Genomic DNA, 22784 nt, shown 5'->3' with positions numbered 1-22784 from the left:
CTTCTCTCCTAGTCTACAGCGCGAGTGCCACCTGCAACTTCAGCGATATAGAAGCTTGGAGCATATCCAACGACTTCTTCGTAGTACTTACCAACAGCTTCCTTAAAGGCCTCAACGGCATCTTTTCGCACCAAGGCAATGGCACAGCCACCAAAACCTGCTCCTGTCATACGAGCACCCAGAACACCTTCCTGAGCCCAAGCAGTATGAACGAGGGTATCCAATTCCAAGCCAGTTACTTCATAGTCATGTTCTAGAGAAACGTGAGAAGCATTCATGAGGCGGCCAAACTTGTCAAGATCGCCTGCCTGCAAAGCTGCCCGCGCTTGCAAAGTGCGTTGATTTTCCAAAACGGCATGGCGAGCCCGTTTGAGACGATTTTCGTCCTCTATCAGATAGCTATACTCATCAAAGGACCACTCGTCCAACTCACCCAAGGTTGCGATAGATAGCTTGCGGTTAAGTTCTTCAACAGCTTTTTCGCACTCCGCCCGACGCTCATTGTACTTAGAGTCAGCTAACTCACGCCGCTTGTTGGTATTCATAATCACTACGACATTGTCCTTGAGATCAAGCGGCACCAAATCATACTCAAGAGTATTGGTATCTAAGTAAATGGCACGTTGGTCAGCTCCCATACCGATGGCAAACTGGTCCATAATACCAGAATTAACCCCGATAAATTCATTCTCAGTTAATTTACCAATTTTCACTAGATTCAAACGTTCCAACTGCAAATCAAAGAGTTTCTCAGCAATGACACCCGTCAAAAGCTCTAGTGACGCAGAAGAAGACAAGCCAGCACCATTTGGAATATTTCCATAAACATAGACATCCATGCCTCGGTCAATCTTATGACCCGCCTCCTGCAGAAAATGCAGAACTCCTTTTGGATAGTTGGTCCAGTTGTGCTCAGGCTCAAAGTGCAGGTTTTCCAGTGGCACTTCAATAATCCCTTTTTCTTCAAAATTCCCTGAGAAGAATCGCAAGAGCTGGTCGTCTCGCTTGCGAGCCGCTCCATAAGTTCCTAGAGAAATGGCTGCAGGAAAGACATGACCGCCGTTATAGTCCGTATGCTCGCCGATCAGATTGATCCGACCGGGTGAAAAGAAAGTGTGATCCGCTTCTACTCCAAAAACCTTGGCAAAATCTGCGCGGATTTGCTCTACTGAAATGACATTTGACATAAACTAAACTCCTTTAAAATGATGATCGATATTGTAATCGTTTTCTTAATTTCATTATAACTGTTTCCGAGTAAAACTTCAATAATTTTAGTAAATTTTTACTTAATAAAATTATTAGATGTTATTTACTAAATTCCTCTTTGTTATTTACTTGTTTTTGAGGTATAATAGCCCATATAAGACAATAGGAGAAAAAAATGGCTACGATTAAGGATATTGCCCAAGCTGCTGGAGTCTCTCCCGCTACAGTTTCTCGCGTACTCAACTACGACCCAGCCATGTCGGTCAGTGATGGCACTCGTAAAAAGATTTTTGATATCGCCGAGCAGCTGAACTATAAAAAATCAAGAAAAAGTAAGCCAAGCAAGACTCAGGCCTACCGTATCGGGCTCATTGAATGGTACACTGAGCATGAAGAGCTCGATGACCTTTACTACTACTCCATTCGTTTGGGTATTGAAAAAAAAGCCCAAGAATTGGGCTATGAGATTCTCAGAGTCTTTCAAAATGATTCTCTTGAGCAATTGAAAGACATTGATGGCTTGATTGCCATCGGTAAATTCAGCCCAGCTCAAATCCAGCAGCTGGAGCAGTACAGCAACCACTTAGTTTTTGTCGACAGTGATACGCTTAATGCAGGCCACAGCTGTGTGACGGTTGATTTTGAGAATGCTGTACAGAAGGTTCTTGAGCACTTCATGAACGCTGGTTTTGACCAGATTGGCATGATTACTGGCCAAGAAAGAACTTCTGACCAGGCTAGCCTCATCAGCGATCCTCGCCTAGCAAGCTTTCAGCAATATCTATCTGCCAAAGGAATCTTTCAAGCTGACTTGGTTAAGGTAGGCAGCTTTTCTTCGGAATCAGGCTATCAAATGATGTCAGAAATTATCAATAAACACAAAGACCAGCTCCCGCCCGCCTTCTTCATCTCTAGCGATGCTTTGGCTATCGGTGCCTTGCGGGCTCTGCAAGAACACGGAATCCAAGTTCCCCAAGATGTCAGCATTATTTCATTTAATGATACGTCTATTGCTAAGTACATCTATCCCAGTCTCAGTACGGTCACCGTTTTTACAGAAGAAATGGGCAAGCAGGCTCTGCACATTCTGAATCAAATTTTAACATCCGAAGAGGACTCCATTCCCTATATGGTCAAACTTTCTACCAAGCTGACCATTCGAGAAAGCAGTATTTAACAGAGAAAGAACGAATGAAAACCTACGAACAATTATTTACCATTCTCAGCCAAGCTGACGATTATGCCAATGGAGAAAGTCTGGCCCAGACATTGGGTATTTCCAGAACTTCCATTTGGAAGGCCATTCAGCGCTTGGAAAGAGAAGGAATCCAGATTGATTCCGTTAAAAATCGGGGCTATAAGCTCAAAGCGGGGGATTTACTAATCCCAGAAATCATTGAAAAAGAGGCACCCATCAAAGTTTCCTTCAACCCCAACTGTCAATCTACTCAAATAGATGCCAAAGCAGGTCTGGAAGCGAGCGGCGAAGCAAATACCCTTTATCTAGCTGCCGCTCAATCCGCTGGTCGCGGTCGCTTCGGCCGAAACTTTTTCTCTCCAAAACAAGGCGGCTTTTACATGTCCCTCCATCTCAAGCCCAACCTATCTTTTGATCAAATCCCTGCCTATACCCTCCTGACAGCTGGAGCCATCTATCAGGCTGTAAAAAATCTAACCCTGATAGACATAGATATCAAGTGGGTCAACGATATTTACTACAAGGATAAAAAAATCGCAGGCATTTTAACCGAGGCCATTACTTCAGTCGAGACAGACTTAGTCACAGATATTATTATCGGGGTCGGGTTTAATTTTTGCGTTAATGATTTTCCAGAAGAATTGCAATCTAAGGCTGGATCACTCTTTACAGAGCGAGCTCCTATCAGCAGAAATGAGCTGATTGCTGAAATCTGGAGATGTTTCTACGAAAGCGATCCCCAAGACCTGCTCTATCTTTACAAAAAGCACTCTCTAGTCCTCGGTCGCCAAGTGAGCTTCCAGCAAAATAATCAAACCTATAAGGGAATTGCTAGCGATATCTCGGACAGTGGCCAACTTCTAGTCCAGTTGGAGAACGGCCAAAATATCTGGCTCAACAGCGGGGAAATTTCACTAACTAGCTGGTAGTTTGTACAAAATTACATTCAAAAAGCACTTGATGTTCCATTCAAGCGCTTTTCTGTATAGTCTTTCTTCCAGTGTGATGTCGCTATTTAATCCCTAATGCAATTCGAGCATAACGACTCATCTTTTCCACTGTCCAAGCGGGATACCAAACCAATTTGACTTCTGTCTTAGTAACCTCTGGAACATCTGACATGGCGTCATAAATCTGGTCAGTCAGAAGATCCGCCAGAGGGCATCCCATAGTGGTCAAGGTCATATCGATTTCCGTTTCCCCATTGGTCTCGTCAAAACGGATTTCATAGATTAAACCTAGATTGACAATATCAATCCCCAGCTCTGGGTCAATGACCTGCTCCAAGCTCTCCAAAATACGCGTTTTAATCTTTTCAACTTCTTCAGGGCTGTATTTTTTTTCTGACATGCATATCCTCCTTATAGATATAGCAGAAATTTCAAGTTAGCTCGAGGGGACCTTTGTTTTCAGCAAGGATCGCCGACTTGACACTTCCTACTGAAAGATTTCTGCCCCTTCTTGCTTTTCAGTTCTTAATCTTCGATAAAGTCTCTGAGTGGTTTACTGCGGCTTGGGTGGCGAAGTTTACGCAGTGCCTTGGCTTCAATCTGGCGAATCCGCTCACGGGTGACATTGAAAACCTTGCCGACATCTTCCAGCGTCCGCATTTTTCCATCGTCCAGACCAAAGCGCAGACGCAAGACGTTTTCCTCACGATCTGTCAAAGTATCCAAGACCTCATCCAACTGCTCACGAAGAACGACACGAGTTGTGTAATCAACTGGATTTTCAATCACTTCGTCTTCGATAAAGTCTCCCAGATGGCTGTCATCTTCCTCACCGATTGGCGTCTCTAGAGAAACCGGCTCTTGAGCAATCTTGAGAATCTCACGAACCTTGTCAGGTGTCATATCCATCCGCTCAGCGATTTGCTCAGGCGTAGGATCTTGACCTAATTCCTGCAATAGATTACGTTGCTCACGGACTAGCTTGTTAATGGTTTCCACCATATGGACCGGAATCCGAATAGTCCGAGCTTGGTCAGCAATCGCACGGGTAATAGCCTGACGAATCCACCAAGTCGCATAAGTTGAAAACTTAAATCCTTTGGTGTAGTCAAACTTATCAACAGCCTTCATCAGTCCCATGTTTCCTTCTTGAATCAAGTCAAGGAACTGCATACCACGGCCGACATAGCGCTTGGCAATGGAAACAACCAGACGAAGATTGGCCTCAGCCAGACGCTGCTTGGCTTCCAAGTCTCCCTGCTCTACCAAAATCGCCAGCTCTTGTTCTTCTTCATTGCTAAGAAGCGGCACAACCCCGATTTCTTTCAGATACATGCGGACTGGGTCATTGACCTTGGCTGAATTGCTACCCAAGAGCTCTTCATCGGTCAGTTCTACTTCTTCCTCTTCAGTATTCAAGACACGCGCGCTGGGATTTCCTTCCTTATCCGTGATAGAAATGCCCGCATCCTGAATGCGTTGCAGCAAATCCTCAATCCCATCAGCGTCCAAAGTGAAAGGAATGACCAGCTGGTCATTGATTTCATCGTCTGTCGCTACACCTGTCTGCTTGTGATTGCGGATGAATTCTGCAATTTGAACGTCTAATGTTGTTACTTCTTTTTGTTTTGTAGCCATACCTACTCCATTCTTCTTTTTTGTGCGATTAAGCGCTCCACTTCTAATATAGCGGCATTCTCATCTCCAGTATGCAAAGCTTCTCGAATCTTTTTGCTAATCAGCTGATTATTCTTACGAAGCAATTCACGTTCCCTAGTCAACTCAACTTCTGCTAACTCTCCGTCTTCCATCTCCTCTGGCAAATCTTCCTCCAACATCCGATACCAAAGTTGCTGGACTCTTTCCGGTAAGCTGGATAAATCCTGCGAAGTCACTTCACCATTGGCCAGTAAAAGCTCGTATAACTCCTGCAGTTCCGCCGTATCAAAGGCAAAATCTGTACGAAGCCGATAGCTATTTAAAACCAGCGGATTGTGTACCATACGATAAAGGATATGGATTTCTGCTTTTATCAACCGTGAAAGCTGTTTAGACAGTGGAAGATCTACCAGTACAGGTCTTCTTAGAGATTCCGACTGCTGTCCGCTTCGGCTACTTCGCTCAGCCAAACGACTGTTGTTAACCGTATTCTCTACCTGCTGGTAATCAAAATCTGGCAGCAACTCAGCCAACATATAAATATAGGAATTCTGAGCTGTAATAGACTGCGTTTGAGCAATGATTGGCGCCATTCGCTCCACGAATTCAATCTGAGCCTGCAAATTTTCAATATTATCCGGCTTGAGATAGCGTAAAAGGAACTCTACATCACTAATTCGCGTTTTAGTCAGAAATTGTCGCAATTCCTCGGCAGAATTTTTAGCAATAAATTCGTCTGGATCCATATTGTCAGGAAAGGACACAATCTCTACCGACATATCCCGCAGCTCTTCTAAAGCCTTGGCTATCGCAGCCTGACCAGCCCTGTCTCCATCATAAGTCAGAATGATTTTCTTGCAATACTTACGCAGGTGCTGGACATGCTCAGGCGTCAGAGCTGTTCCCATAGATGCGACTGCATTTTCAACTCCAGCCCGATAAGCCGCGATCACGTCCATAAAGCCTTCCATCAGATAAACTTCATGGCTCTTCTTGATAACCGGCTTGGCCTTATCCAGATGATAAAGCTCATAGCTTTTATTAAAAATAGGGGTGCTGCGACTATTCTTATACTTGGCAGTCTGTGAAACAGCCTCCGAATCTTGCCAGATTCGACCAGAAAAGGCGACAACCTGCCCCTTGTCATTGGTCAAGGGAAACATAATCCGGTTCTGAAAAGCATCATAGACCAGATTATTCTCTGCCAGATTAAAAAGACCCGAGTTCATGATAGTGAACTCATCAAACTTACCAGCCATACTCTTATGAAGATAGTTGCCTTCATTAGGAGCCAAGCCGATTTGAAAATGCTTAATGACCTCATCTGTCAGCCCACGATTGTAGAGATAAGCGCGTGCTTCTTCTCCTATTTTGGTCGTCATCAGAACCGCATGGTAAAACTTCGCTGCCTCTGTATGAATATCGTAGAGCGCCTGATGCGGATGAGCCTGTCTCGGTCGATCTGCGCCAGCTCTCTCCATCCCTAAGGAAATGCCCGCTCTGTCTGCGACAATCTGAACAGCATCCATGAAGGATACGCCTCGGTAGTCCTCAATAAACTTGAAAACATCCCCCGACTTGCCACAGCCAAAACAGTGATAAAACTGCTTGTTCTCTACAACGTTGAAAGAGGGCGTCTTTTCGCCATGAAAGGGACAAAGTCCCAGAAAGTTTCTGCCAGCCTTGGTTAAGGCTACCGTTTCTCCTATGACATCGACGATATTGACACTATTTTTTATTTCAGAAATCATTTCTTTATCCAATAGACAATACCTCCAATTCATCACAGAATATCACTCTATATTTTATAATAATTTGACGCAAATGTAAAACATTTGATAGGCAAATGACTTGAAATAATTGCTTCTTTAAGCTATAATATAATATCAAATATTAAATTATTTTTTGAAAGGAAAAGAAAATGTTAAAGGATCTTAAAGAATTTTTGCTACGCGGTAACGTGATTGACTTAGCAGTCGGGGTTATCATTGCGAATGCTTTCGGAGCAATCGTTAACTCATTGATTACTGACGTTATCACTCCCCTCTTCCTCAACCCAATTTTGAAAGCTGCACAATTAGAGCAAATTTCTCAATTGAAATGGAACGGAGTAGCTTATGGTAACTTCTTGAGCGCTGTGATCAACTTCTTGGTAGTCGGTACTGTTCTCTTCTTCATCGTTAAGTCTGCTGAAAAAGCACAAAGCCTTGCTAAAAAGAACGAAGAAGCTGCTGAAGAAACACCAGCTGGACCAACAGAACTTGAAGTTCTACAAGAAATCAAGAGCTTGCTTGAAAAACAAAACTAATATCAAAACAGAGGCTGGGACAAAAGTCCTAGCCTCTCAATTGTCTTTGGATTGTCGAGCAAGACGCAGTGGTTGAGTGGGCTCTACTACGCTGATTTCATCAGCTTTTACAGCCCTACTCAACTGTGCGGAGGTGGGACGACGAAATCGAATTCTAACGAATTACCGATTTCTGTCCCACTCTCTGTTTTATTATACGCTTTCCATCCAAAAGAAAAAAACAGCCAAATCGACTGTTTTCTCATTCTAGTTATTAGAATTTTTTACGTTTACGAGCTGCTTCTGATTTGNGTTTGCGTTTTACAGAAGGTTTTTCATAGAATTCACGTTTGCGTGTTTCTTGAAGAGTACCAGCTTTAGTAACCGCACGTTTGAAACGACGAAGAGCATCGTCAAGAGATTCATTCTTACGTACTACTGTTTTTGACATTTTTTTCACTCCCTTCAAGTCCAAGATCTATTCTATTCTACACGCAAAATGGATAAATGTCAAGAAAAAAACTGCCATAAACTTATATTATCTTCACTTTCTTTTTTAAAAGCAACAAATTGTTAGAATGAACATCATAATAGCAAAAAGAAATTTATTTTAAGTCTGTTCAGAAACGACTTCTCTTTCTTCACCATTTACAATTACGGCTTGGGAATTGTTTATTAGCATTAAACTGAACTGATTTTTATAGGTTTCAAAGGTCTTTTTGCTACTATCAGTAAAAGGCTCCTCACCATAATGTGGAAGGATGTAAAAATCCACTTCATCCAATCCTGCTGTATCAGATAACTCTGTCGCTACGGTCTTATCGTCCATGAGTTTATTGTAGTCAATATCCTTAGCTGTAATGATAGCCCCTGCTGATTCTCCCACATAGACCAACCCATCTCTTATTTGTTCTTTGATAAGAGATAGGAGTTGTTTTTTCTTTAATTCTTGTAATAAATAAAATGTATTCCCGCCAGAGATATAAAGAATTTTGCTTTGGAAAATCTTTGCCTGTGCAGTTTCTCGATCACAAGAAGCAATATCTAGAACCTCTATCTCAAATCCTAAATCTCTGAATGTTTGCTGAGCCTCATCAATATAGGCAGTATAGTCCTCTTTGTTCCCAGCGGTAGGAATAAATAAAACCTTATTTTCTAGATTCTTTTCCTTTGCATAATCTCTAAAAAGCTTTTTGACACCAGCAAAGTATGAACATAAAAATAATTGTTTCATGATTGTGCCTCCATTAATGTTTGACAATTTTATAAAGGATCCACGATCCCTTTCTTTGACTAGTTACGAGCTCAAAGCCTACTGATAACAAAAATCGTCTAAATGCTTCTTCGCTTTGGACCTCTGGTAAAAAGTAAGACAACTTGTTATATTCACAAGCCAGTAAGAGCATCCCATCTGATTTGAGTATCCTTCGAAGCTCTATAAAAGAAGCATCTAGGTCTTGCCAATGAAAATGCGTTTGAAAAGCTGTAATCAAATCAAAACTTTCATCAGAAAATCCTGTCTCCCTAACGTCTCTTCGTTCAAAATTTAGATTGACCATCCCTATCTGTTTGGCTTGAGCTATTGCAATGTCTGAAATATCGATTCCAGTTATAGTACTTTGCGGAAAGGTTTCTTTCAGTAGGATGGTTGAACGGCCGTTCCCAACTCCTACATCTAAGATTACAGGGTAAAATGTCCTATCCAGATGACGAATTGCCCATACAAACATGGGGATATAGGCTCGATTCCACAATTTCATCATTCGTTTTCCTAGAAAGCCCGAAGGATTCTTTGATTGCTGAATCAAAGAATGAAACATGAGTAATAAAAGTATGATAGAAATGATGATTATTATATGAAGCACTCTTCAATCCTCCACTTCTGGATAACTACATTATAGCATTTTAGAGAGATTACAGCTATATTGATCAACAAAACACTTGCATCCCAAAAGATAACTTTTGGGATGCAAGTCATTCAAAACGACTGTCTTTTACCTTACAAGGTTTTTCGTTTTTTGGCTTCTTTCGAGAAGGAAATATTCTTAATCTTCTCATAGCGTAAGAAGCGTTGAATGAGGTGCTGGTCGCTTACATCTGGTTTCAAATCAACCACGTAGTCCAACTTGATAAACTTATTGTCAACTGACTGGACCGAGGTCAACTCAAAACTTTTGCAGGCTGTTTCAAAGATTGCTTCAAAATTGACCTCAATTTATGAGTTAAAGACTAGATTATACCAAAAATAAAGATAAAAAAATTCTACCAATCGCTGCTTCTATCAAGAAATCTTGATTGGTAGAATCTTTTATCTAATCGTCATCATCGTCGTCGTCATCGTCTTTTTCATCATCACGATCTTTATCCTTACTCTTTGAGGAGCTAGTTTGAGCAGGAGGTTGGACAGGTGCTGTACTAGTGTTTGTATTTGAATTTGTCACAGTATTGGTCGCAGGAGGCGGCGCGCTAACACTTCCCGTATGACCTGCATTCCCATTCCCACTTCCACTATCAGCTGGAGTCGCTGCAGAAGACGAAGATGGCGGAACTTCTTTTTCAACTGTCACTGTCTTTTCGACAATTGTATGCTGCTTGGATTGGACGACTTTTCCAGTCTTGGCATTGACAAGCATCTCATGCGCCGTCTGTCCATGTGAAAAGAGAATCTTATAATTGCCTTTCTCACGTGAAATCTTCACATCCTTAACGTCCTTTTCAGCCAAAGATAGTTCTTTCAAAACTGTTTCTAAAGCCTGACGCTGACTAAGTCCTTCCGCTTTTTTAGACTCTAAGACAAGTTTACTATCTTGTGCGACTGGATTTTCTAAGGCAAAGACCGAGCTAGTCAAGAGCAAAAGTAGAGGAACTGCTACTACGAAGGAAGCAGACAGAAACTTTTTCGGCAGGCGGCTGTCCATGATACCAATAATCCGTCGCTTAAGATTAAACTTATCCGAGTAAAAACAAGTTGTCAAAGCAATCGGAGTCTTCTTACTACGGTCAATCATCGTCAGAATGATCTCACCATAAAAAGTGCGATATGCTGTGTCTTTTCTACTCAAAACATCGTAGTCGCAGTACATTTCTCCTGCTTCCTGAGTTTCCCGACAAGCAAAACGAACCACTGGATTAAACCAATGCAGGCTCTTGGCAAGAATCGCGAAAAGATTAATCAAGACATCATAGTGCTGATAATGGGTCAACTCATGCTGGAAAATCAGCTGCAGCTCCTCCTCCGTATAGTCCAGCTCCGGTAGCACAATCAAAACATCCCTGAAACCGAGCAACATTGGACTCTGTGTCATAGGATAGTGGAGCAGACGAATCTTGCTTTTAACGCCCATCCTTTCTTTGATCAAATGCAACTGGAACAAAGTCTCTTCATCCTCAACATCTGTCCCCCAACGTTGCAACATCTTTTTGAAACGGATATAAGAATAGGCATATTTGCCTAGATTAAATGCACAACCAAGCAGCCAAATGGTAAAGAATATTTCAAACCAAGGTAGACCTAGAAAAGTCTCCCAGAGATTTACCTGGCTAGCTTTTTCAGCTACTTGAGAAACAGCCTGCCCTCCACTTGTCTGGCCAGCTCTAACAGCTGTCTGAACAGTCGCCCCAGTACTCAGCCGAATCAAACCAGAGCCAAATTGAGGACGGATTGGGAATAGAAAGCTCAGCAAAATTAAAAACCAGATAAAATACTTGACCTTGACTGAAATCTTGCTCTTAAGGATTGCAAAAAGAAGGCTCAAAAACAGAACCAAGATCGAGGTTGAGAAACTGGTTAAGAGGAAAGACAAAAGGAACTGTTTCATGGATACTACCTCATCTTACTCTTTCTGATTCAGTAAATTACGCAACTCATCCAGTTCATTTTCTGAAAAGGAATTGGATGAAAAGAGAGTCTTGACAAAGCCTCCCATGGAATGTCCGCTGTAGCGCTTCAAAAAGTCTGACGTCTCTACTTCTAAATATTCCTCTTCCGAAATTAAGGCCGTATACTGCCTTTCACGTCCCTTGCGAACACTTTCTAAAAAGCCCTTTTCCGTCAAGCGAGCTAAGACTGTCAATAAGGTTTGAGGCTTCCAATGGTTATCTTCACCCAGCTTTTCCATGATTTGGGCAGAGGTCGTTGGATTTGGCAGGTGCCAAATAATCTTTAAGATGGCAAATTCACCATCTGGTAAACGTTTAATTGAATGATTCATTGTATTTCCATACTTTCTAAAGTTTTCTTCTAGTTTTATTCTACACATGTCTAATAAAAAAGTCAATCATTATGTAAAAAAGAGCTGGAAATCGCTATTTCCGCTCCTTTTTAGAAAAATAAACTCAGCAAAGTCAACATTGCCAAACCACCCTGCTTGAACAAAATTTTCGGATCGCTAGTCACTGCACCGTAAGCAGCTACCAAGATGATATAAACCATAAAAATCCCCAGCCAAACTGGACTAGGCTGCACAAAAGCCGCAATCAAGACCAAAACAGCTATCAGCCCGTTGTAAACTCCTTGGTTTTTGAAAAGTGTATTGACCGACTGCTGCTCCAACTCCTCTTGAGGCATACCAAAGACCCGTGCTGTCGTAGCTGAGGTCGTTGCGATGGTCTCTAGGTACATAATATAGAAAAATTCCAAGGCAACCAAGCTTGCCAAAATCAGTGTAAAAACAGACATTTTCTTCTCCTTATAGTAATTTATGATGAAAAAAAGTATAACATATAGCAAGAAAAAGCGCTAAAATTTAGTTCCAATAAAATGGACAAAGTGTATTAAAATGTTTTATGATACTTTTTTAAAATAGGCGTAGCAAAACTCAGCATTTTCTGATTAGATGTGATACAATCTTTTTGAAAAATGGAGGTAAATTATGTTAACCTATGATTTAATTGTCATCGGCTTTGGTAAGGCCGGTAAAACATTGGCGGCCAAAATGGCGGCCCAAGGAAAAAAAGTTGCTTTGATTGAGCGAAGCAAGGCTATGTACGGGGGAACCTGTATCAATATCGCCTGCATCCCAACCAAGACCCTGCTTGTTGCAGCTGAAAAAGGTCTGGCTTTTGACCAAGTTATGGCTGAAAAGAATGCTGTGACCAGCCGTCTCAACGGGAAGAACTACGCAGCAGTCAGTGGCGCTGGTGTCGACATCATTGATGCGGAAGCTCATTTCCTTTCCAATAAGGTCATCGAAATCACAGCTGGCGATGAGAAAGAGGAACTGACTGCTGAGACTATTGTCATCAATACTGGTGCTGTTTCCAATGTCCTGCCGATTCCAGGACTGACTGAGACCGAGCATGTCTATGACTCAACTGGCATCCAAAATCTGAAAGAACTTCCTAAACGCTTGGGAGTTCTGGGTGGCGGTAACATCGGCCTAGAGTTTGCTGGGCTCTACAACAAATTGGGCAGCCAGGTGACTGTGCTAGATGCTGCTCCTGTCTTTCTCCCTCGAGTAGAGCCTTCTATCGCTGCTCTAGCTAAGCAATACATGGAAGAAGACGGAATCCAACTCCTGCAAAATGTACGTACCACACAGGTTAAAAATGATGGTGCTGAAGTTGTCGTTGTGACAGAGGATGGAGAATTCCGCTTTGATGCCCTGCTCTATGCTACTGGCCGCAAGCCTAATGTTGAAGCACTACAGTTGGAAAATACTGACATTGAGCTGACAGAGCGCGGAGCTATCAAGGTTGATAAACACTTGGAAACATCTGTACCCGGCGTTTTTGCAGCGGGCGATGTCAATGGCGGTCTGCAGTTCACTTATATCTCACTGGATGACTTCCGCATCCTTTATAGCTATCTGGCTGGCGACGGCAGCTACACACTGGAAGACCGTAAGAACGTACCTACCAGCATGTTCATCACACCGCCTTTAGCTCAAATCGGATTGACTGAAAAGGAAGCCCTAGAGCAAGGACTGCCGATTGCAGTTAAGGAGATTCCAGTCGCAGCAATGCCTCGTGGTCATGTCAATGCTGACTTGCGTGGTGCTTTCAAGGCTGTTGTCAACACTGAGACCAAGGAAATCGTCGGAGCGACTATCTTCGCAGCTGGGGCTCAGGAAATTATCAATATCCTGACTGTAGTCATGGATAATAAGATTCCTTACACCTACTTGAGCAAGCAAATCTTCACTCACCCGACTTTGGCTGAAAACCTCAATGATTTATTTGCTATTTAATGTTAAGCCCCTGATGGGGCTTTTACAATCCCTACAAAAATTCAACTACATTTCAACCTCTTTTTGTGGTACAATAATGCTAGTTTATTTTAAAAAGATTGAGGAAAATTATGTCTGAACTGTATGATATTACGATTGTCGGCGGCGGTCCAGTTGGCCTATTCGCTGCATTTTACGCTCACTTGCGCCAAGCCAAGGTTAAAATCATTGATTCCCTGCCTCAGCTGGGTGGTCAGCCAGCCATTCTCTATCCAGAGAAGAAGATTCTGGATGTGCCGGGCTTTACTAATTTGACTGGCGAAGAGTTGACTCAGCGTCTGATTGAGCAGCTGGAGACTTTCCAGACTGAAATCTGCCTCAACGAAACGGTTCTGGATATCGTTAAATCTGATGATGGCTTCATCATCACGACTTCTCAAGCCCAGCATCAGACCAAAACCATTATCATCGCCATGGGAGGTGGCGCCTTCAAACCGAGAGCTTTGGAGCTAGATGATGCTGAAAGCTACAGCAACCTTCACTATCATGTTTCAAACATCAGTCAGTATGCTGGCAAAAAGGTTGTTATTCTGGGAGGTGGTGACTCGGCTGTTGACTGGGCACTAGCTTTTGAAAAAATCGCAGAAACCAGCCTGGTTCACCGTCGGGACAACTTCCGGGCTTTAGAGCATAGTGTAGAAGAACTCAAGACTTCTAGTGTTGAGATTAAGACACCATTTGTACCCAGTCGATTGGTCGGCGATAATGGCAAGATTACCCACTTGGAAATCAGCCAAGTCAAGGGAGAGGATAATCAGCTTTTGCCTCTGGATCATCTCTTTGTCAACTACGGTTTTAAATCCTCTGTCGGCAATCTCAAAGATTGGGGCTTGGAGCTTAACCGTCACAAAATTTTGGTCAACAGCAAGCAAGAAACTTCCGTGCCAGGTATCTATGCAGCTGGAGACTGCTGCAGCTACGAGGGGAAAATTGACCTGATTGCGACTGGGCTAGGTGAGGCACCTACTGCTGTCAACAATGCCATTAACCATATCTATCCTGAACAAAAAGTCCAACCTAAACATTCTACAAGCCTATAGAAAAAGCTGCCGAGCTCAAGCTCAGCAGCTTTTATAATTCATCTGCGATTTTATTGATTTTTCTCAAGCGATGATTGACACCACTCTTAGTTAGAGGTCGGCTCAGACTATCAGCTAGCTGCTGGATAGAGTAGTCCGGATGCTGGATACGAAGCTGAGCTACCTCCTGCAGGTCTACAGGTAAACTCTCTATGCCAATATTATCGCTGATTTTGGCAATATTATTGATCGTTTTCATACTGGCTGTGACCGTGCGGGCGATGTTCGCTGTCTCCGCATTATTAGCGCGATTGAGGTCATTGCGCGCTTCCCGCATGAGCTTAAGAGACTCAAACTCAGCCATGGCTTCCATAGCCCCGATGACAATGAGAAAATCCATGATATCCTCAGCCCGCTGCAGATAAGTGACAGCCCCCTTCTTGCGCTCGATGGTCTTGGCATCCAGCAGAAAACGCCGCATCAAGTCAGCCAAGTCCTCAGCATGATCCAGATAAACGGACAGGATTTCTAGCTGGTACTTGCCTGAGTCTGGCTCCCGCATGCTGCCATTTGAGAGAAAGGCCCCCCTCAGATAGGCTCGGCTGGCTTCGTCATCTGACAAAATGGCCTGGTCAATCCCTGCCTCAATACCAAAAAAGGAGTCAGCCAAGTGCAGGTCAGATAAGATTTCTTCTACTTTCTGATCTAGAAATACTGTATAAACACGATTCTTGCGCAGATTAGTCTTCTGATGGTGGCGAATTTCCGACTTGACCTGATAAAGGTCCGACAGCAGCTCATAGAGATGGCGAGCAATCTTGGCATTTTCTGTTGAAATGGATAAGGTGAGGCCGGCCGAAGAAATTCCTAAACTACCAGCCATCTTGATCATGGCAGCCAACTCATTTTTGTCTTTTACAGATAAGCTTAAAAGCTCTTCTTTTACTTTTACTGTAAAGCTCATTTGCGCACCTGTATAATCTGCATCAATTCATCCACAAGTAACTCTCCGTCATGGAAAGCTCCGCCATTTTCCAACCGAAGGAAATTCGATGAAATGACACGCGGAACTTGCTCTTGCAGCCCTCGAAAATTATGCTCAACCTGAACCAGATATTCATCAAATTTATTGCTATTCATATACTCGCGCGGAACTGGCTCGATATTGACCAAGACAGTATCAATGAACTTTTTGCCCAGATGACGATGCAATACTTGAACGTGGTCGCTATCTGAAAAGTGCTCTGTTTCGCCGCGCTGGGTCATAATGTTGCAGACATAGGCTACTTCTGCCTTAGTATCTAAAATAGCTTGGCCGATTTCTTCGATTACGATGTTTGGCAAAATGGAGGTAAAGAGAGAACCCGGTCCCAGCACCACCATATCGCTATCCAAAATGCTCTGGACCACCTTTCTACTAGCAACAGGCTTTTCATCATCATAGGTATTGGTCACATAGACCCGCTCTATCATGCCAGTCTTACTGGCCAGATTACTCTCACCGACAACTTCCGTTCCATCAGTAAACACAGCGTGCAGAGTCAGCGGAGTGTCGCTTGAAGGGTAGATTTTACCTGTCGTATGGAAAAACTTAGTCAGAAGCTGCATGGCATTATAGGTCGAACCCTGCATTTCGGAAATGCCAGCAATAATCAGATTACCCAAGGGATGACCTGCTAGAACGCCGTCTCCTTTGGCAAAGCGATACTGGAAGACCTTCTCATAAAACTTTGGCATGTCAGACATGGCCACCAAAACATTTCGAAGGTCACCCGGCGGCGTCAGCTGCTGGATGTTTTTCCGCAGCTCACCAGAACTGCCGCCATCATCTGCTACTGTGACAATGGCTGTGATCTCCACATCCTTTTTCCGCAGGCTGTTTAAAATAACTGAAATTCCTGTACCGCCGCCGATGACTGTAATTCTCGGTTTTCTCATGAGCGGTTCACCGTTTCCTTCCGACGATTTTTGTCGCGATGACTGGCATTGACTGGCCAGTTTTTTGCCAAATCATCTGCCAAACGCTGTGCAAAGGCTACGCTACGGTGCTGTCCGCCCGTGCAGCCGACTGCGATGGTCAGTACAGACTTTCCTTCCTTTTGATAGCCCGGCAAAATCGGCTCAATCAGACCCAGCAAATGCTGGTAAAACTCTTCTGACTCCGTATGGTTCATGACATAGTCAAAGACATCCTTATCCAAGCCTGTCTGATTACGCAGCTCAGGTTTATAGTAGGGATTAGGCAGAAAACGCACATCAAAAACCAAGTCCGCATCCAGAGGCAAACCGTATTTAAAACCGAAACTCATAACCTCAATGCGGAAACTGTGCAGATCAGCCTGATTTGAAAATTGTTCAGAGATGGTCTTTCTTAGCTCCCGTGGTGTCAGTTCCGTCGTATCTACAACATTTTGACTGAGATTTTTCAGAGGGGCTAAGAGTTCGCGCTCCAGTTTGATTCCATCTAAAATTCGCCCGTCAGCTGCCAAAGGGTGACTGCGTCTCGTTTCCTTATAGCGAGCCACCAACTCCTTGTCGGCCGCATCCAAAAATAGAATTTTAAAATCAATTTCTGTGCTTCTTTCTAGCTCATCCAGAATATCCTGAATCTCCAAAAAGAAGGAGCGACTCCGCATATCAACAACCAGAGCCAGTTTATCATTGTCAGTGGTTCCTTCGACCAGCTGCAAAAATTTTGGCACTAAGGTCGGTGGCATATTATCAATGGTAAAATAGCCCAAATCCTCAAAAGACTGGATAGCAACGGTCTTTCCGGCACCGCTCATTCCTGTCACAATCACTAATTGAATCTTGTGTTCAGCCATTCTTTCTCCCTTCGTCTAACATTTTATTTCTAAAAAAGGACGGGAAACTTCTCCCGGTCCCAATCATTTATTCTACAATCTCAGCAATGACTTCAATTTCGATTTTTACATCACGAGGCAAGCGAGCCACTTCTACTGCCGAACGAGCTGGAAACTCACTCTTAAAAGCCGTTTTGTAGACCTCATTAAATGGCACAAAATCATTGATATCACTTAGGAAGCAGGTCGCCTTGACCACATGGTCAAAATCTGTTCCAGCCGCTTCCAAAATAGCTCCTACATTTTTTAAAACTTGCTGAGTCTGCTCTTCAATCGTTGCACCTACAATTTCTCCTGTCTCTGGTGACAAAGGAATCTGACCACTTGCAAATAAAAGGTTACCAACGATTTTTCCTTGAACATATGGGCCGATTGCTGCTGGTGCTTTATCTGTTTGTACTATTTTTGCCATTGTATTCTCCTCATTTCTTTTATCTTACTTATTATATCATAAAGTCAAAAGACTGACTATTCTTGTCCCCCTTCCCATTGACTTTTAGGAAATTTTTCTTTATGATAGTAAATGCATAATTCAAAACACTTGTTTTGGACTGGTTCGCAAACTTCCCAGTATAAAAAACTAAGTACCCTTATATTCTAAAGTAATGTAATTGCGCATAGTTTTTTCTGGTGTCCTGCCACTTTGGCAGAACTAACTGAGAGGTTGAGACGGAAGTTTCAGCCTTATTTTATTTCTCAAAAGGAGGACCTATGAAAAGAAAAGTTATTATTGACTGCGATCCTGGCATAGACGACAGCATAGCCCTGCTCTATGCCTTGCAACACCATGACTTAGAGGTCGTAGCTTTGACCATAGTCGCTGGAAATGTCCCAGTGGAACTTGGTCTTGAAAATGCCTTTAAAATCTTAGAAAGGCTGAATAGGCTGGATATTCCAGTTTATGCAGGAGCCGACAAGCCCTTAGTTCGTGACTTTGTCTCCGCCCAGGATACCCACGGTATGGATGGACTAGGGGAAAGTGGGATAACAAGAAATAGTTCCACCCAAGCCCAGCCACAAGCGGCATATGATTTTCTAGCTGACTATTTCCAGAAAAATAGTGATACTTCCATCATTGCACTAGGACCTTTGACCAATATTGCCTTGGCTCTTAGGAAAAATCCTACACTTGGGCAACATCTAGACCGATTTGTCAGCATGGGCGGCAATTACAAATCGCACGGCAACTGTTCGCCCGTAGCGGAGTACAACTACTGGTGCGATCCGCATGCAGCCCAAGAAACCTACGAAAAATTTGGAAAAAAGATTGAAATGGTCGGTCTAGATGTCACTCGAAAGATTGTCTTGACACCCAATCTCTTGGAATATATGCGTTTTATCAATCCTGAAGTCGCTGACTTTGTCGGAAAAATCACTCGTTTTTACTGGGATTTTCATTGGGAGTATGAACATATCATCGGTTGTGTCATCAACGATCCATTGGCCGTTGCCCATTTCCTGCATGAGGACCTTTGCCAAGGCTTTGACTCCTTCGTCGATCTTGCAACGGAAGGCATTGCTGTGGGACAAACGCTGGTTGATGCCTATCATTTTTATGGTAAGCAAGCCAATGCTAAGGTGCTGACTCAAGTAAACCCCCGCCTCTTCTTTCAGGATTTTCTCTCCGTGATACTCAGCACGTCAAAGGAAATCATCTGCCAAGATCTAGAAACTTTAAATTTAGGATAAGATTATGAAAAAAACAACACCATTTACCATTACATTTACAGCTATCTGCATCGCTCTAAACTATATCGGGGCCAACATCGCATTTTTTCTAAAACTTCCTGTTTATTTGGATACTTTTGGAACGATATTGGCCAGCCTCATTTTAGGACCTATTTGGGGAGTAGGAACAGCGGTTGCTAGTGCTCTTATTAGCGCTTTTACAACAGACATTTCTGCTATTTATTTCTCTCCAGTAGCCATTCTTTTGGCTCTGCTTGTCTCGGTCTTTTTCACTGCTGATTCAAAACCAAGACTAAACCTCCTCTGGAAAACGGTTCTAGTCTCTCTACCAGCTACTGCTTTAGCCTCTCTGATCACTGTGATAGTCTTCAAAGGAATTACCCCAAGCGGCTCTAGTATTATCGTTCAAGGTTTACACGGTTTAGGCTTAGATTTGGTCACCAGCACCATCATCGTCCAAGCGCTAACCGACTATGCAGACCGCCTCATCGTTATTGGGGTCAGCCTCGTCTTCATCCCACAACTCAAAAAAGTCATCCCAAGAATCTTTGCAAAATCCAGCAATGCATAAATCAAAAGAACTACTCAAAAAACATAATTTCGAGTAGTTCTTTTGATTTTAACATTTGTTTTTTTATAAGTCTTTAAGATTAATTTTAAAAAAGGAGTAGGAAGACTCTTCTTGAGTCCAATCCTACTCCTAAGCTACATTTGAGATTAATTTCGTCCTTTGAGAACAGCCTCAATGATAGCCATTCTGACAAAGACGCCATTTGTCATTTGTTCTACAATTCGAGATTTTGGAGCTTCAACCAAATGGTCTGCAATTTCTACATCGCGATTGACAGGCGCTGGGTGCATCAGGATCGCAGTGTCCTTCATACGATCATAGCGCTCTTGCGTCAAACCATGGAGTTTATGATAATTTTCCTTAGAGAAAATGGAGTTGTAGTCATGGCGTTCGTGCTGTACGCGGAGGAACATCATGACATCCACTTGGTCAATCACTTCGTCAATCGTTACGAATTTACCATAGTCAGCAAATTCCTCACTTCTCCACTCATCTGGACCAGCAAAGAAGAGCTCCGCACCAAGACGTTTCAAGATTTGCATATTAGATTTGGCTACACGAGAGTGATCAAGGTCACCAGCGATAGCTACCTTCAAACCATCAAAATGACCGAATTCTTGGTAAATGGTCATCAAGTCAAGCAAGCTTTGACTCGGATGCTGACCAGAACCATCACCACCATTTACGATAGAAGTTGTAATTGTTGGGCTTTCGATCAATTCTTTATAGTAATCCACCTCAGGGTGACGGATGACACAGACATCTACACCGAGAGCTGACATAGTCAAAATCGTGTCATACAAGGTTTCTCCCTTGTTGACTGAGCTTGTCTTGACATCAAAGTCAAGCAGGTCGCATCCAAGTTTTAATTCTGCTACTTCAAAAGCCTTGTGAGTCCGAGTTGAAGATTCAAAGAAGAGGTTTGCAACGATATGCTGCTCATCATAATGAACCTTTGCGCCGTTTTTAAATTCAATCCCGCGCTTGATCAAAGCCATTACTTCTTCGTTCGTAAGGTGTTCCATAGATACAAGATTTTTAAGTGCGATTTGATTTGATGACATGATGTTATACTCCTTTTTTATTAAAAACTTTGGACAAATGTAGCAATCTCGTCAGCCTAATTTTTAGGTTCTGGCAGGATGAGGTAGAGGGCAATTCCCAGAACAGTTGACAAGGCAACTCCTGAAACTTGCAGACCTGATAGTTGCAGGGTCAGACCACCGATACCAGATACCAGAACGACACTAGCAATCAGCAGGTTCTTTTTGTTGTCAAAATTGGTTTGCGCTTCAATCAGAATTTTCAAACCGCTGGAAGCAATTACCCCGAAGAGGGCGATGGAAATACCTCCCAAGACTGGACTTGGAATTGATTGGAGCAGGGCGGATACTTTCCCGACAAAACTCATGACAATAGCCAATACAGCAGCACCAGCAATTACATAAACACTGTAGATTTTATTGAGCGCCATAACTCCGATATTTTCACCGTAGCTAGTCACTGGTGGAGCACCAAAGATACCCGCGATGACCTGAGCCAGACCATCCCCAGCCAAAGTCTTATCCAAGCCAGGCTCTTTAAAGAAATCTTTGCCTGTCAAGCTATTCAGAACCATAACATGCCCAAAGTGCTCTGTCATCGTTACAAAGGCAATCGGTGCCATTGTTAGGATTGCACTTGGATACAATTTAAAATCATAATCTATAAACGGAAGATTCATTGGCGGAACGTGGAACCAAGAAGCTTTTGTCACGTTGGCAAAAGAGATAATCTCCTGACCTGTCACCGCTCCAACAATCAGGGCAAAGATATAGCCAACAATCAAGCCCAGCAGTACCGGAATAATACCAACGATTTTCTTACCGTAGATATTAAAGAGAATGACACAGAGGAGGGTTACCATACCGATAGCAAAGTAGGTAATGTCGTAGACCTTCTGGTCCCCAACTGTCTTATACATGACATCGCCAACGGCTGTGCCCGCTAGACTCAGACCAATCACCATAATAATAGGCCCTACCACTACTGGCGGCAAAATCTTATCAATCCAAGCGTTACCTGCGAATTTCACGATGAGGGCTACGATGAAGTAGACCAGACCGCCTGTGATGGCACCTTGTGCAACCGCAGCGATCCCATCTGTCTTCATTAGAATTTGCATGGCAGCGATATAAGCAAAGCTGGAACCCATATAAGCAGGGATTTTGTACTTGGTCACTGTCAAGTGAGCCAGCGTTCCCAAACCACTTGAAAATAGAGCTACCGCTGGGTCAATTCCCACCAGAATCGGAACCAACACTGTCGCCCCAAACATAGCAAATAAATGCTGGAATGAAAGTCCTAAGAGTAAGCCAGGTTTTGGCATATCATGGACATCGTATTTAACTTCTTGACTCATCTTGTCTCCTCCTCTACAATCAGAACTCGGTCCTGACCATCTTTTTCAGTCATTTCAACAATAATCTCTTCAAGGTGGCTCGTTGGAATATTTTTGCCAACATAGTCTGCCCGAATCGGCAACTCACGGTGCCCGCGGTCCACTAGAACAGCGAGGCTGACACGTGATGGTCGCCCATTGCTGACAAGATTATCAATGGCTGCGCGGATCGTCCGACCTGTATAGAGCACATCGTCAACAATAATCACTTCACGGTCAGTAATGTCAACTGGAATCACTGTCGTGTCTTCCTTAACCTTGATATCGTCTCGGAAGGGCTTTGTATCCACTTCGCAAACTGGAATCTCAATTTTCTCTAGCTGAGCTAGTCGTTGCTGGATGCGTTTGGCAATGAAGACACCTCTGGTCTTAATGCCTGCCAAAACGATTTGGCTTAAATCCTTGTTGCGCTCGATGATTTCATAGGTGATTCGCGTGATGGCACGATTCATGGTGATCTCATCGACAACTTCCTTTGTCTTCATCTAAACCTCCTAAAAACATTAAAAAAGCCTCCTTTTGCAAGGAGACCTCAGAAAATAGAGACAGGCTGAAACAAGACGCACTTGTCACACTCCACCCATCATTTTTACTTTGCTCCTTGCCTATCTCTCTGGATAGAATTAAAGGACTATTTAATTGTTTATAACTATACCACAATTTCAATTCCA

24 protein-coding genes, 1 pseudogene and 1 riboswitch are annotated in these 22784 nt (G+C 43.1%); of the genes and pseudogenes, 7 read left to right on the top strand and 18 right to left on the bottom strand.

Going from position 1 to position 22784, the window contains the following annotated elements; genetic code table 11:
* Positions 1-8: 8 nt before the first annotated feature.
* The gene (locus D8872_RS09175) at positions 9-1187 is read right to left on the bottom strand and encodes a galactokinase (RefSeq protein WP_125390715.1); all 1179 of its coding nucleotides are present in this window, start codon (positions 1185-1187) and stop codon (positions 9-11) included.
* 197 nt (positions 1188-1384) lie between these two features.
* Here D8872_RS09175 and D8872_RS09170 point away from each other — a divergent pair, with 197 nt between their 5' ends.
* Positions 1385-2386: a LacI family DNA-binding transcriptional regulator gene (locus D8872_RS09170; RefSeq protein WP_125390714.1), complete on the top strand. Its 1002-nt coding sequence runs from the start codon at positions 1385-1387 to the stop codon at positions 2384-2386.
* Between the two features lie 14 nt (positions 2387-2400).
* Complete coding sequence (birA, locus tag D8872_RS09165; protein WP_125381819.1) at positions 2401-3336, top strand: bifunctional biotin--[acetyl-CoA-carboxylase] ligase/biotin operon repressor BirA; 936 nt, start codon at positions 2401-2403, stop codon at positions 3334-3336.
* 82 nt (positions 3337-3418) lie between these two features.
* Here the strand turns inward: birA and D8872_RS09160 are convergent, their stop codons facing one another.
* From D8872_RS09160 to dnaG, 3 genes are all read right to left on the bottom strand, one after another.
* The gene (locus D8872_RS09160; RefSeq protein WP_125381817.1) at positions 3419-3757 is read right to left on the bottom strand and encodes a metal-sulfur cluster assembly factor; all 339 of its coding nucleotides are present in this window, start codon (positions 3755-3757) and stop codon (positions 3419-3421) included.
* Between the two features lie 125 nt (positions 3758-3882).
* The gene (gene rpoD, locus D8872_RS09155; protein WP_005590235.1) at positions 3883-4995 is read right to left on the bottom strand and encodes an RNA polymerase sigma factor RpoD; all 1113 of its coding nucleotides are present in this window, start codon (positions 4993-4995) and stop codon (positions 3883-3885) included.
* 2 nt (positions 4996-4997) lie between these two features.
* Entirely contained in the window at positions 4998-6800 is a 1803-nt protein-coding gene (gene dnaG, locus D8872_RS09150) for a DNA primase (protein ID WP_312023925.1), read from the bottom strand.
* Between the two features lie 137 nt (positions 6801-6937).
* Between dnaG and mscL the strand changes: the two genes are divergently transcribed.
* Positions 6938-7324 (top strand): large conductance mechanosensitive channel protein MscL, encoded by a 387-nt coding sequence (gene mscL, locus D8872_RS09145; RefSeq protein ID WP_125381811.1) that lies wholly within the window; start codon positions 6938-6940, stop codon positions 7322-7324.
* Positions 7325-7577: 253 nt separating this feature from the next.
* Here the strand turns inward: mscL and rpsU are convergent, their stop codons facing one another.
* The 7 genes and pseudogenes from rpsU to D8872_RS09105 all read right to left on the bottom strand — a co-directional run bounded on the left by rpsU (position 7578) and on the right by D8872_RS09105 (position 11981).
* Entirely contained in the window at positions 7578-7754 is a 177-nt protein-coding gene (gene rpsU, locus D8872_RS09135; protein ID WP_125390712.1) for a 30S ribosomal protein S21, read from the bottom strand.
* A gap of 159 nt (positions 7755-7913) precedes the next feature.
* Positions 7914-8537, bottom strand: coding sequence for a Type 1 glutamine amidotransferase-like domain-containing protein (locus tag D8872_RS09130; protein ID WP_125381808.1), 624 nt, complete (start codon positions 8535-8537; stop codon positions 7914-7916).
* Between the two features lie 13 nt (positions 8538-8550).
* A complete protein-coding gene (locus D8872_RS09125) occupies positions 8551-9123 on the bottom strand; it encodes a class I SAM-dependent methyltransferase (protein WP_282188046.1) in 573 nt (190 codons plus the stop codon).
* 179 nt (positions 9124-9302) lie between these two features.
* A pseudogene (locus D8872_RS11050) lies at positions 9303-9515 on the bottom strand (DUF4956 domain-containing protein); the annotation flags it as partial.
* 100 nt (positions 9516-9615) lie between these two features.
* The gene (locus D8872_RS09115) at positions 9616-11121 is read right to left on the bottom strand and encodes a M56 family metallopeptidase (RefSeq protein ID WP_125390711.1); all 1506 of its coding nucleotides are present in this window, start codon (positions 11119-11121) and stop codon (positions 9616-9618) included.
* A gap of 15 nt (positions 11122-11136) precedes the next feature.
* Positions 11137-11514: a BlaI/MecI/CopY family transcriptional regulator gene (locus D8872_RS09110; protein WP_005592027.1), complete on the bottom strand. Its 378-nt coding sequence runs from the start codon at positions 11512-11514 to the stop codon at positions 11137-11139.
* Between the two features lie 110 nt (positions 11515-11624).
* Positions 11625-11981, bottom strand: a complete 357-nt coding sequence (locus D8872_RS09105) for a DUF1304 domain-containing protein (protein WP_061422917.1) — start codon at positions 11979-11981, stop codon at positions 11625-11627.
* 193 nt (positions 11982-12174) lie between these two features.
* On the opposite strand from D8872_RS09105, the gene D8872_RS09100 reads away from it, so the two are divergent.
* Together D8872_RS09100 and D8872_RS09095 are read left to right on the top strand one after the other, a co-directional pair.
* Positions 12175-13491, top strand: a complete 1317-nt coding sequence (locus D8872_RS09100; RefSeq protein WP_125390710.1) for an FAD-containing oxidoreductase — start codon at positions 12175-12177, stop codon at positions 13489-13491.
* Between the two features lie 110 nt (positions 13492-13601).
* Positions 13602-14570, top strand: a complete 969-nt coding sequence (locus tag D8872_RS09095; protein WP_125390709.1) for an NAD(P)/FAD-dependent oxidoreductase — start codon at positions 13602-13604, stop codon at positions 14568-14570.
* A gap of 31 nt (positions 14571-14601) precedes the next feature.
* Here the strand turns inward: D8872_RS09095 and whiA are convergent, their stop codons facing one another.
* The 4 genes from whiA to D8872_RS09075 form a co-directional block, all read right to left on the bottom strand.
* Positions 14602-15513, bottom strand: coding sequence for a DNA-binding protein WhiA (gene whiA / locus D8872_RS09090; RefSeq protein WP_125390708.1), 912 nt, complete (start codon positions 15511-15513; stop codon positions 14602-14604).
* Positions 15510-16487, bottom strand: coding sequence for a YvcK family protein (locus D8872_RS09085; RefSeq protein ID WP_125390707.1), 978 nt, complete (start codon positions 16485-16487; stop codon positions 15510-15512). The genes whiA and D8872_RS09085 overlap by 4 nt, the downstream gene beginning before the upstream one ends.
* On the bottom strand, positions 16484-17374 hold the full coding sequence (rapZ, locus tag D8872_RS09080; RefSeq protein WP_125390706.1) for an RNase adapter RapZ: 891 nt from the start codon (positions 17372-17374) through the stop codon (positions 16484-16486). Before rapZ ends, D8872_RS09085 begins: the two co-directional genes overlap by 4 nt.
* A 67-nt stretch (positions 17375-17441) precedes the next feature.
* Entirely contained in the window at positions 17442-17825 is a 384-nt protein-coding gene (locus D8872_RS09075; protein WP_048766658.1) for a RidA family protein, read from the bottom strand.
* A 133-nt stretch (positions 17826-17958) separates the two neighbouring features.
* A riboswitch (PreQ1 riboswitch) is annotated at positions 17959-18003 on the top strand.
* A gap of 121 nt (positions 18004-18124) precedes the next feature.
* Between D8872_RS09075 and D8872_RS09070 the strand changes: the two genes are divergently transcribed.
* Both D8872_RS09070 and D8872_RS09065 read left to right on the top strand, forming a co-directional pair.
* Complete coding sequence (locus D8872_RS09070) at positions 18125-19102, top strand: nucleoside hydrolase (RefSeq protein WP_125390705.1); 978 nt, start codon at positions 18125-18127, stop codon at positions 19100-19102.
* Between the two features lie 4 nt (positions 19103-19106).
* Positions 19107-19673 carry a LytS/YhcK type 5TM receptor domain-containing protein gene (locus D8872_RS09065; RefSeq protein ID WP_125390704.1) on the top strand — a complete coding sequence of 189 codons (567 nt, stop codon included), beginning with the start codon at positions 19107-19109 and terminating at the stop codon, positions 19671-19673.
* Positions 19674-19819: 146 nt separating this feature from the next.
* Here D8872_RS09065 and D8872_RS09060 read toward each other — a convergent pair whose 3' ends face one another.
* Genes D8872_RS09060 through pyrR form a run of 3 tightly spaced genes read right to left on the bottom strand, consistent with a single transcriptional unit; the run spans position 19820 to position 22598 of the window.
* The gene (locus tag D8872_RS09060) at positions 19820-20737 is read right to left on the bottom strand and encodes an aspartate carbamoyltransferase catalytic subunit (protein ID WP_061422925.1); all 918 of its coding nucleotides are present in this window, start codon (positions 20735-20737) and stop codon (positions 19820-19822) included.
* A 56-nt stretch (positions 20738-20793) separates the two neighbouring features.
* Positions 20794-22074, bottom strand: a complete 1281-nt coding sequence (locus D8872_RS09055) for a uracil-xanthine permease family protein (RefSeq protein ID WP_045497156.1) — start codon at positions 22072-22074, stop codon at positions 20794-20796.
* A complete protein-coding gene (gene pyrR, locus D8872_RS09050) occupies positions 22071-22598 on the bottom strand; it encodes a bifunctional pyr operon transcriptional regulator/uracil phosphoribosyltransferase PyrR (RefSeq protein WP_005590199.1) in 528 nt (175 codons plus the stop codon). The genes D8872_RS09055 and pyrR overlap by 4 nt, the downstream gene beginning before the upstream one ends.
* Positions 22599-22784 lie beyond the last annotated feature (186 nt).

The sequence above is a fragment of the Streptococcus cristatus genome (genome assembly GCF_003943815.1).
GTDB lineage: Bacteria > Bacillota > Bacilli > Lactobacillales > Streptococcaceae > Streptococcus > Streptococcus cristatus_F.
This window is presented reverse-complemented; position numbering and strand designations above follow the sequence as displayed.

Coding starts and splice junctions, on each gene's coding strand:
- D8872_RS09160 (WP_125381817.1), bottom strand. CDS start 3,757: ATGTCAGAAAAAAAATACAGCCCTGAAGAAGTTGAAAAGATTAAAACG.
- D8872_RS09070 (WP_125390705.1), top strand. CDS start 18,125: ATGAAAAGAAAAGTTATTATTGACTGCGATCCTGGCATAGACGACAGC.
- whiA (WP_125390708.1), bottom strand. CDS start 15,513: ATGAGCTTTACAGTAAAAGTAAAAGAAGAGCTTTTAAGCTTATCTGTA.
- D8872_RS09115 (WP_125390711.1), bottom strand. CDS start 11,121: ATGAAACAGTTCCTTTTGTCTTTCCTCTTAACCAGTTTCTCAACCTCG.
- birA (WP_125381819.1), top strand. CDS start 2,401: ATGAAAACCTACGAACAATTATTTACCATTCTCAGCCAAGCTGACGAT.
- D8872_RS09105 (WP_061422917.1), bottom strand. CDS start 11,981: ATGTCTGTTTTTACACTGATTTTGGCAAGCTTGGTTGCCTTGGAATTT.
- pyrR (WP_005590199.1), bottom strand. CDS start 22,598: ATGAAGACAAAGGAAGTTGTCGATGAGATCACCATGAATCGTGCCATC.
- D8872_RS09130 (WP_125381808.1), bottom strand. CDS start 8,537: ATGAAACAATTATTTTTATGTTCATACTTTGCTGGTGTCAAAAAGCTT.
- D8872_RS09085 (WP_125390707.1), bottom strand. CDS start 16,487: ATGAGAAAACCGAGAATTACAGTCATCGGCGGCGGTACAGGAATTTCA.
- D8872_RS09095 (WP_125390709.1), top strand. CDS start 13,602: ATGTCTGAACTGTATGATATTACGATTGTCGGCGGCGGTCCAGTTGGC.
- D8872_RS09100 (WP_125390710.1), top strand. CDS start 12,175: ATGTTAACCTATGATTTAATTGTCATCGGCTTTGGTAAGGCCGGTAAA.
- D8872_RS09065 (WP_125390704.1), top strand. CDS start 19,107: ATGAAAAAAACAACACCATTTACCATTACATTTACAGCTATCTGCATC.
- D8872_RS09060 (WP_061422925.1), bottom strand. CDS start 20,737: ATGTCATCAAATCAAATCGCACTTAAAAATCTTGTATCTATGGAACAC.
- D8872_RS09170 (WP_125390714.1), top strand. CDS start 1,385: ATGGCTACGATTAAGGATATTGCCCAAGCTGCTGGAGTCTCTCCCGCT.
- D8872_RS09055 (WP_045497156.1), bottom strand. CDS start 22,074: ATGAGTCAAGAAGTTAAATACGATGTCCATGATATGCCAAAACCTGGC.
- dnaG (WP_312023925.1), bottom strand. CDS start 6,800: ATGAATTGGAGGTATTGTCTATTGGATAAAGAAATGATTTCTGAAATA.
- D8872_RS09175 (WP_125390715.1), bottom strand. CDS start 1,187: ATGTCAAATGTCATTTCAGTAGAGCAAATCCGCGCAGATTTTGCCAAG.
- D8872_RS09125 (WP_282188046.1), bottom strand. CDS start 9,123: ATGTTTCATTCTTTGATTCAGCAATCAAAGAATCCTTCGGGCTTTCTA.
- D8872_RS09110 (WP_005592027.1), bottom strand. CDS start 11,514: ATGAATCATTCAATTAAACGTTTACCAGATGGTGAATTTGCCATCTTA.
- mscL (WP_125381811.1), top strand. CDS start 6,938: ATGTTAAAGGATCTTAAAGAATTTTTGCTACGCGGTAACGTGATTGAC.
- rapZ (WP_125390706.1), bottom strand. CDS start 17,374: ATGGCTGAACACAAGATTCAATTAGTGATTGTGACAGGAATGAGCGGT.
- D8872_RS09075 (WP_048766658.1), bottom strand. CDS start 17,825: ATGGCAAAAATAGTACAAACAGATAAAGCACCAGCAGCAATCGGCCCA.
- rpoD (WP_005590235.1), bottom strand. CDS start 4,995: ATGGCTACAAAACAAAAAGAAGTAACAACATTAGACGTTCAAATTGCA.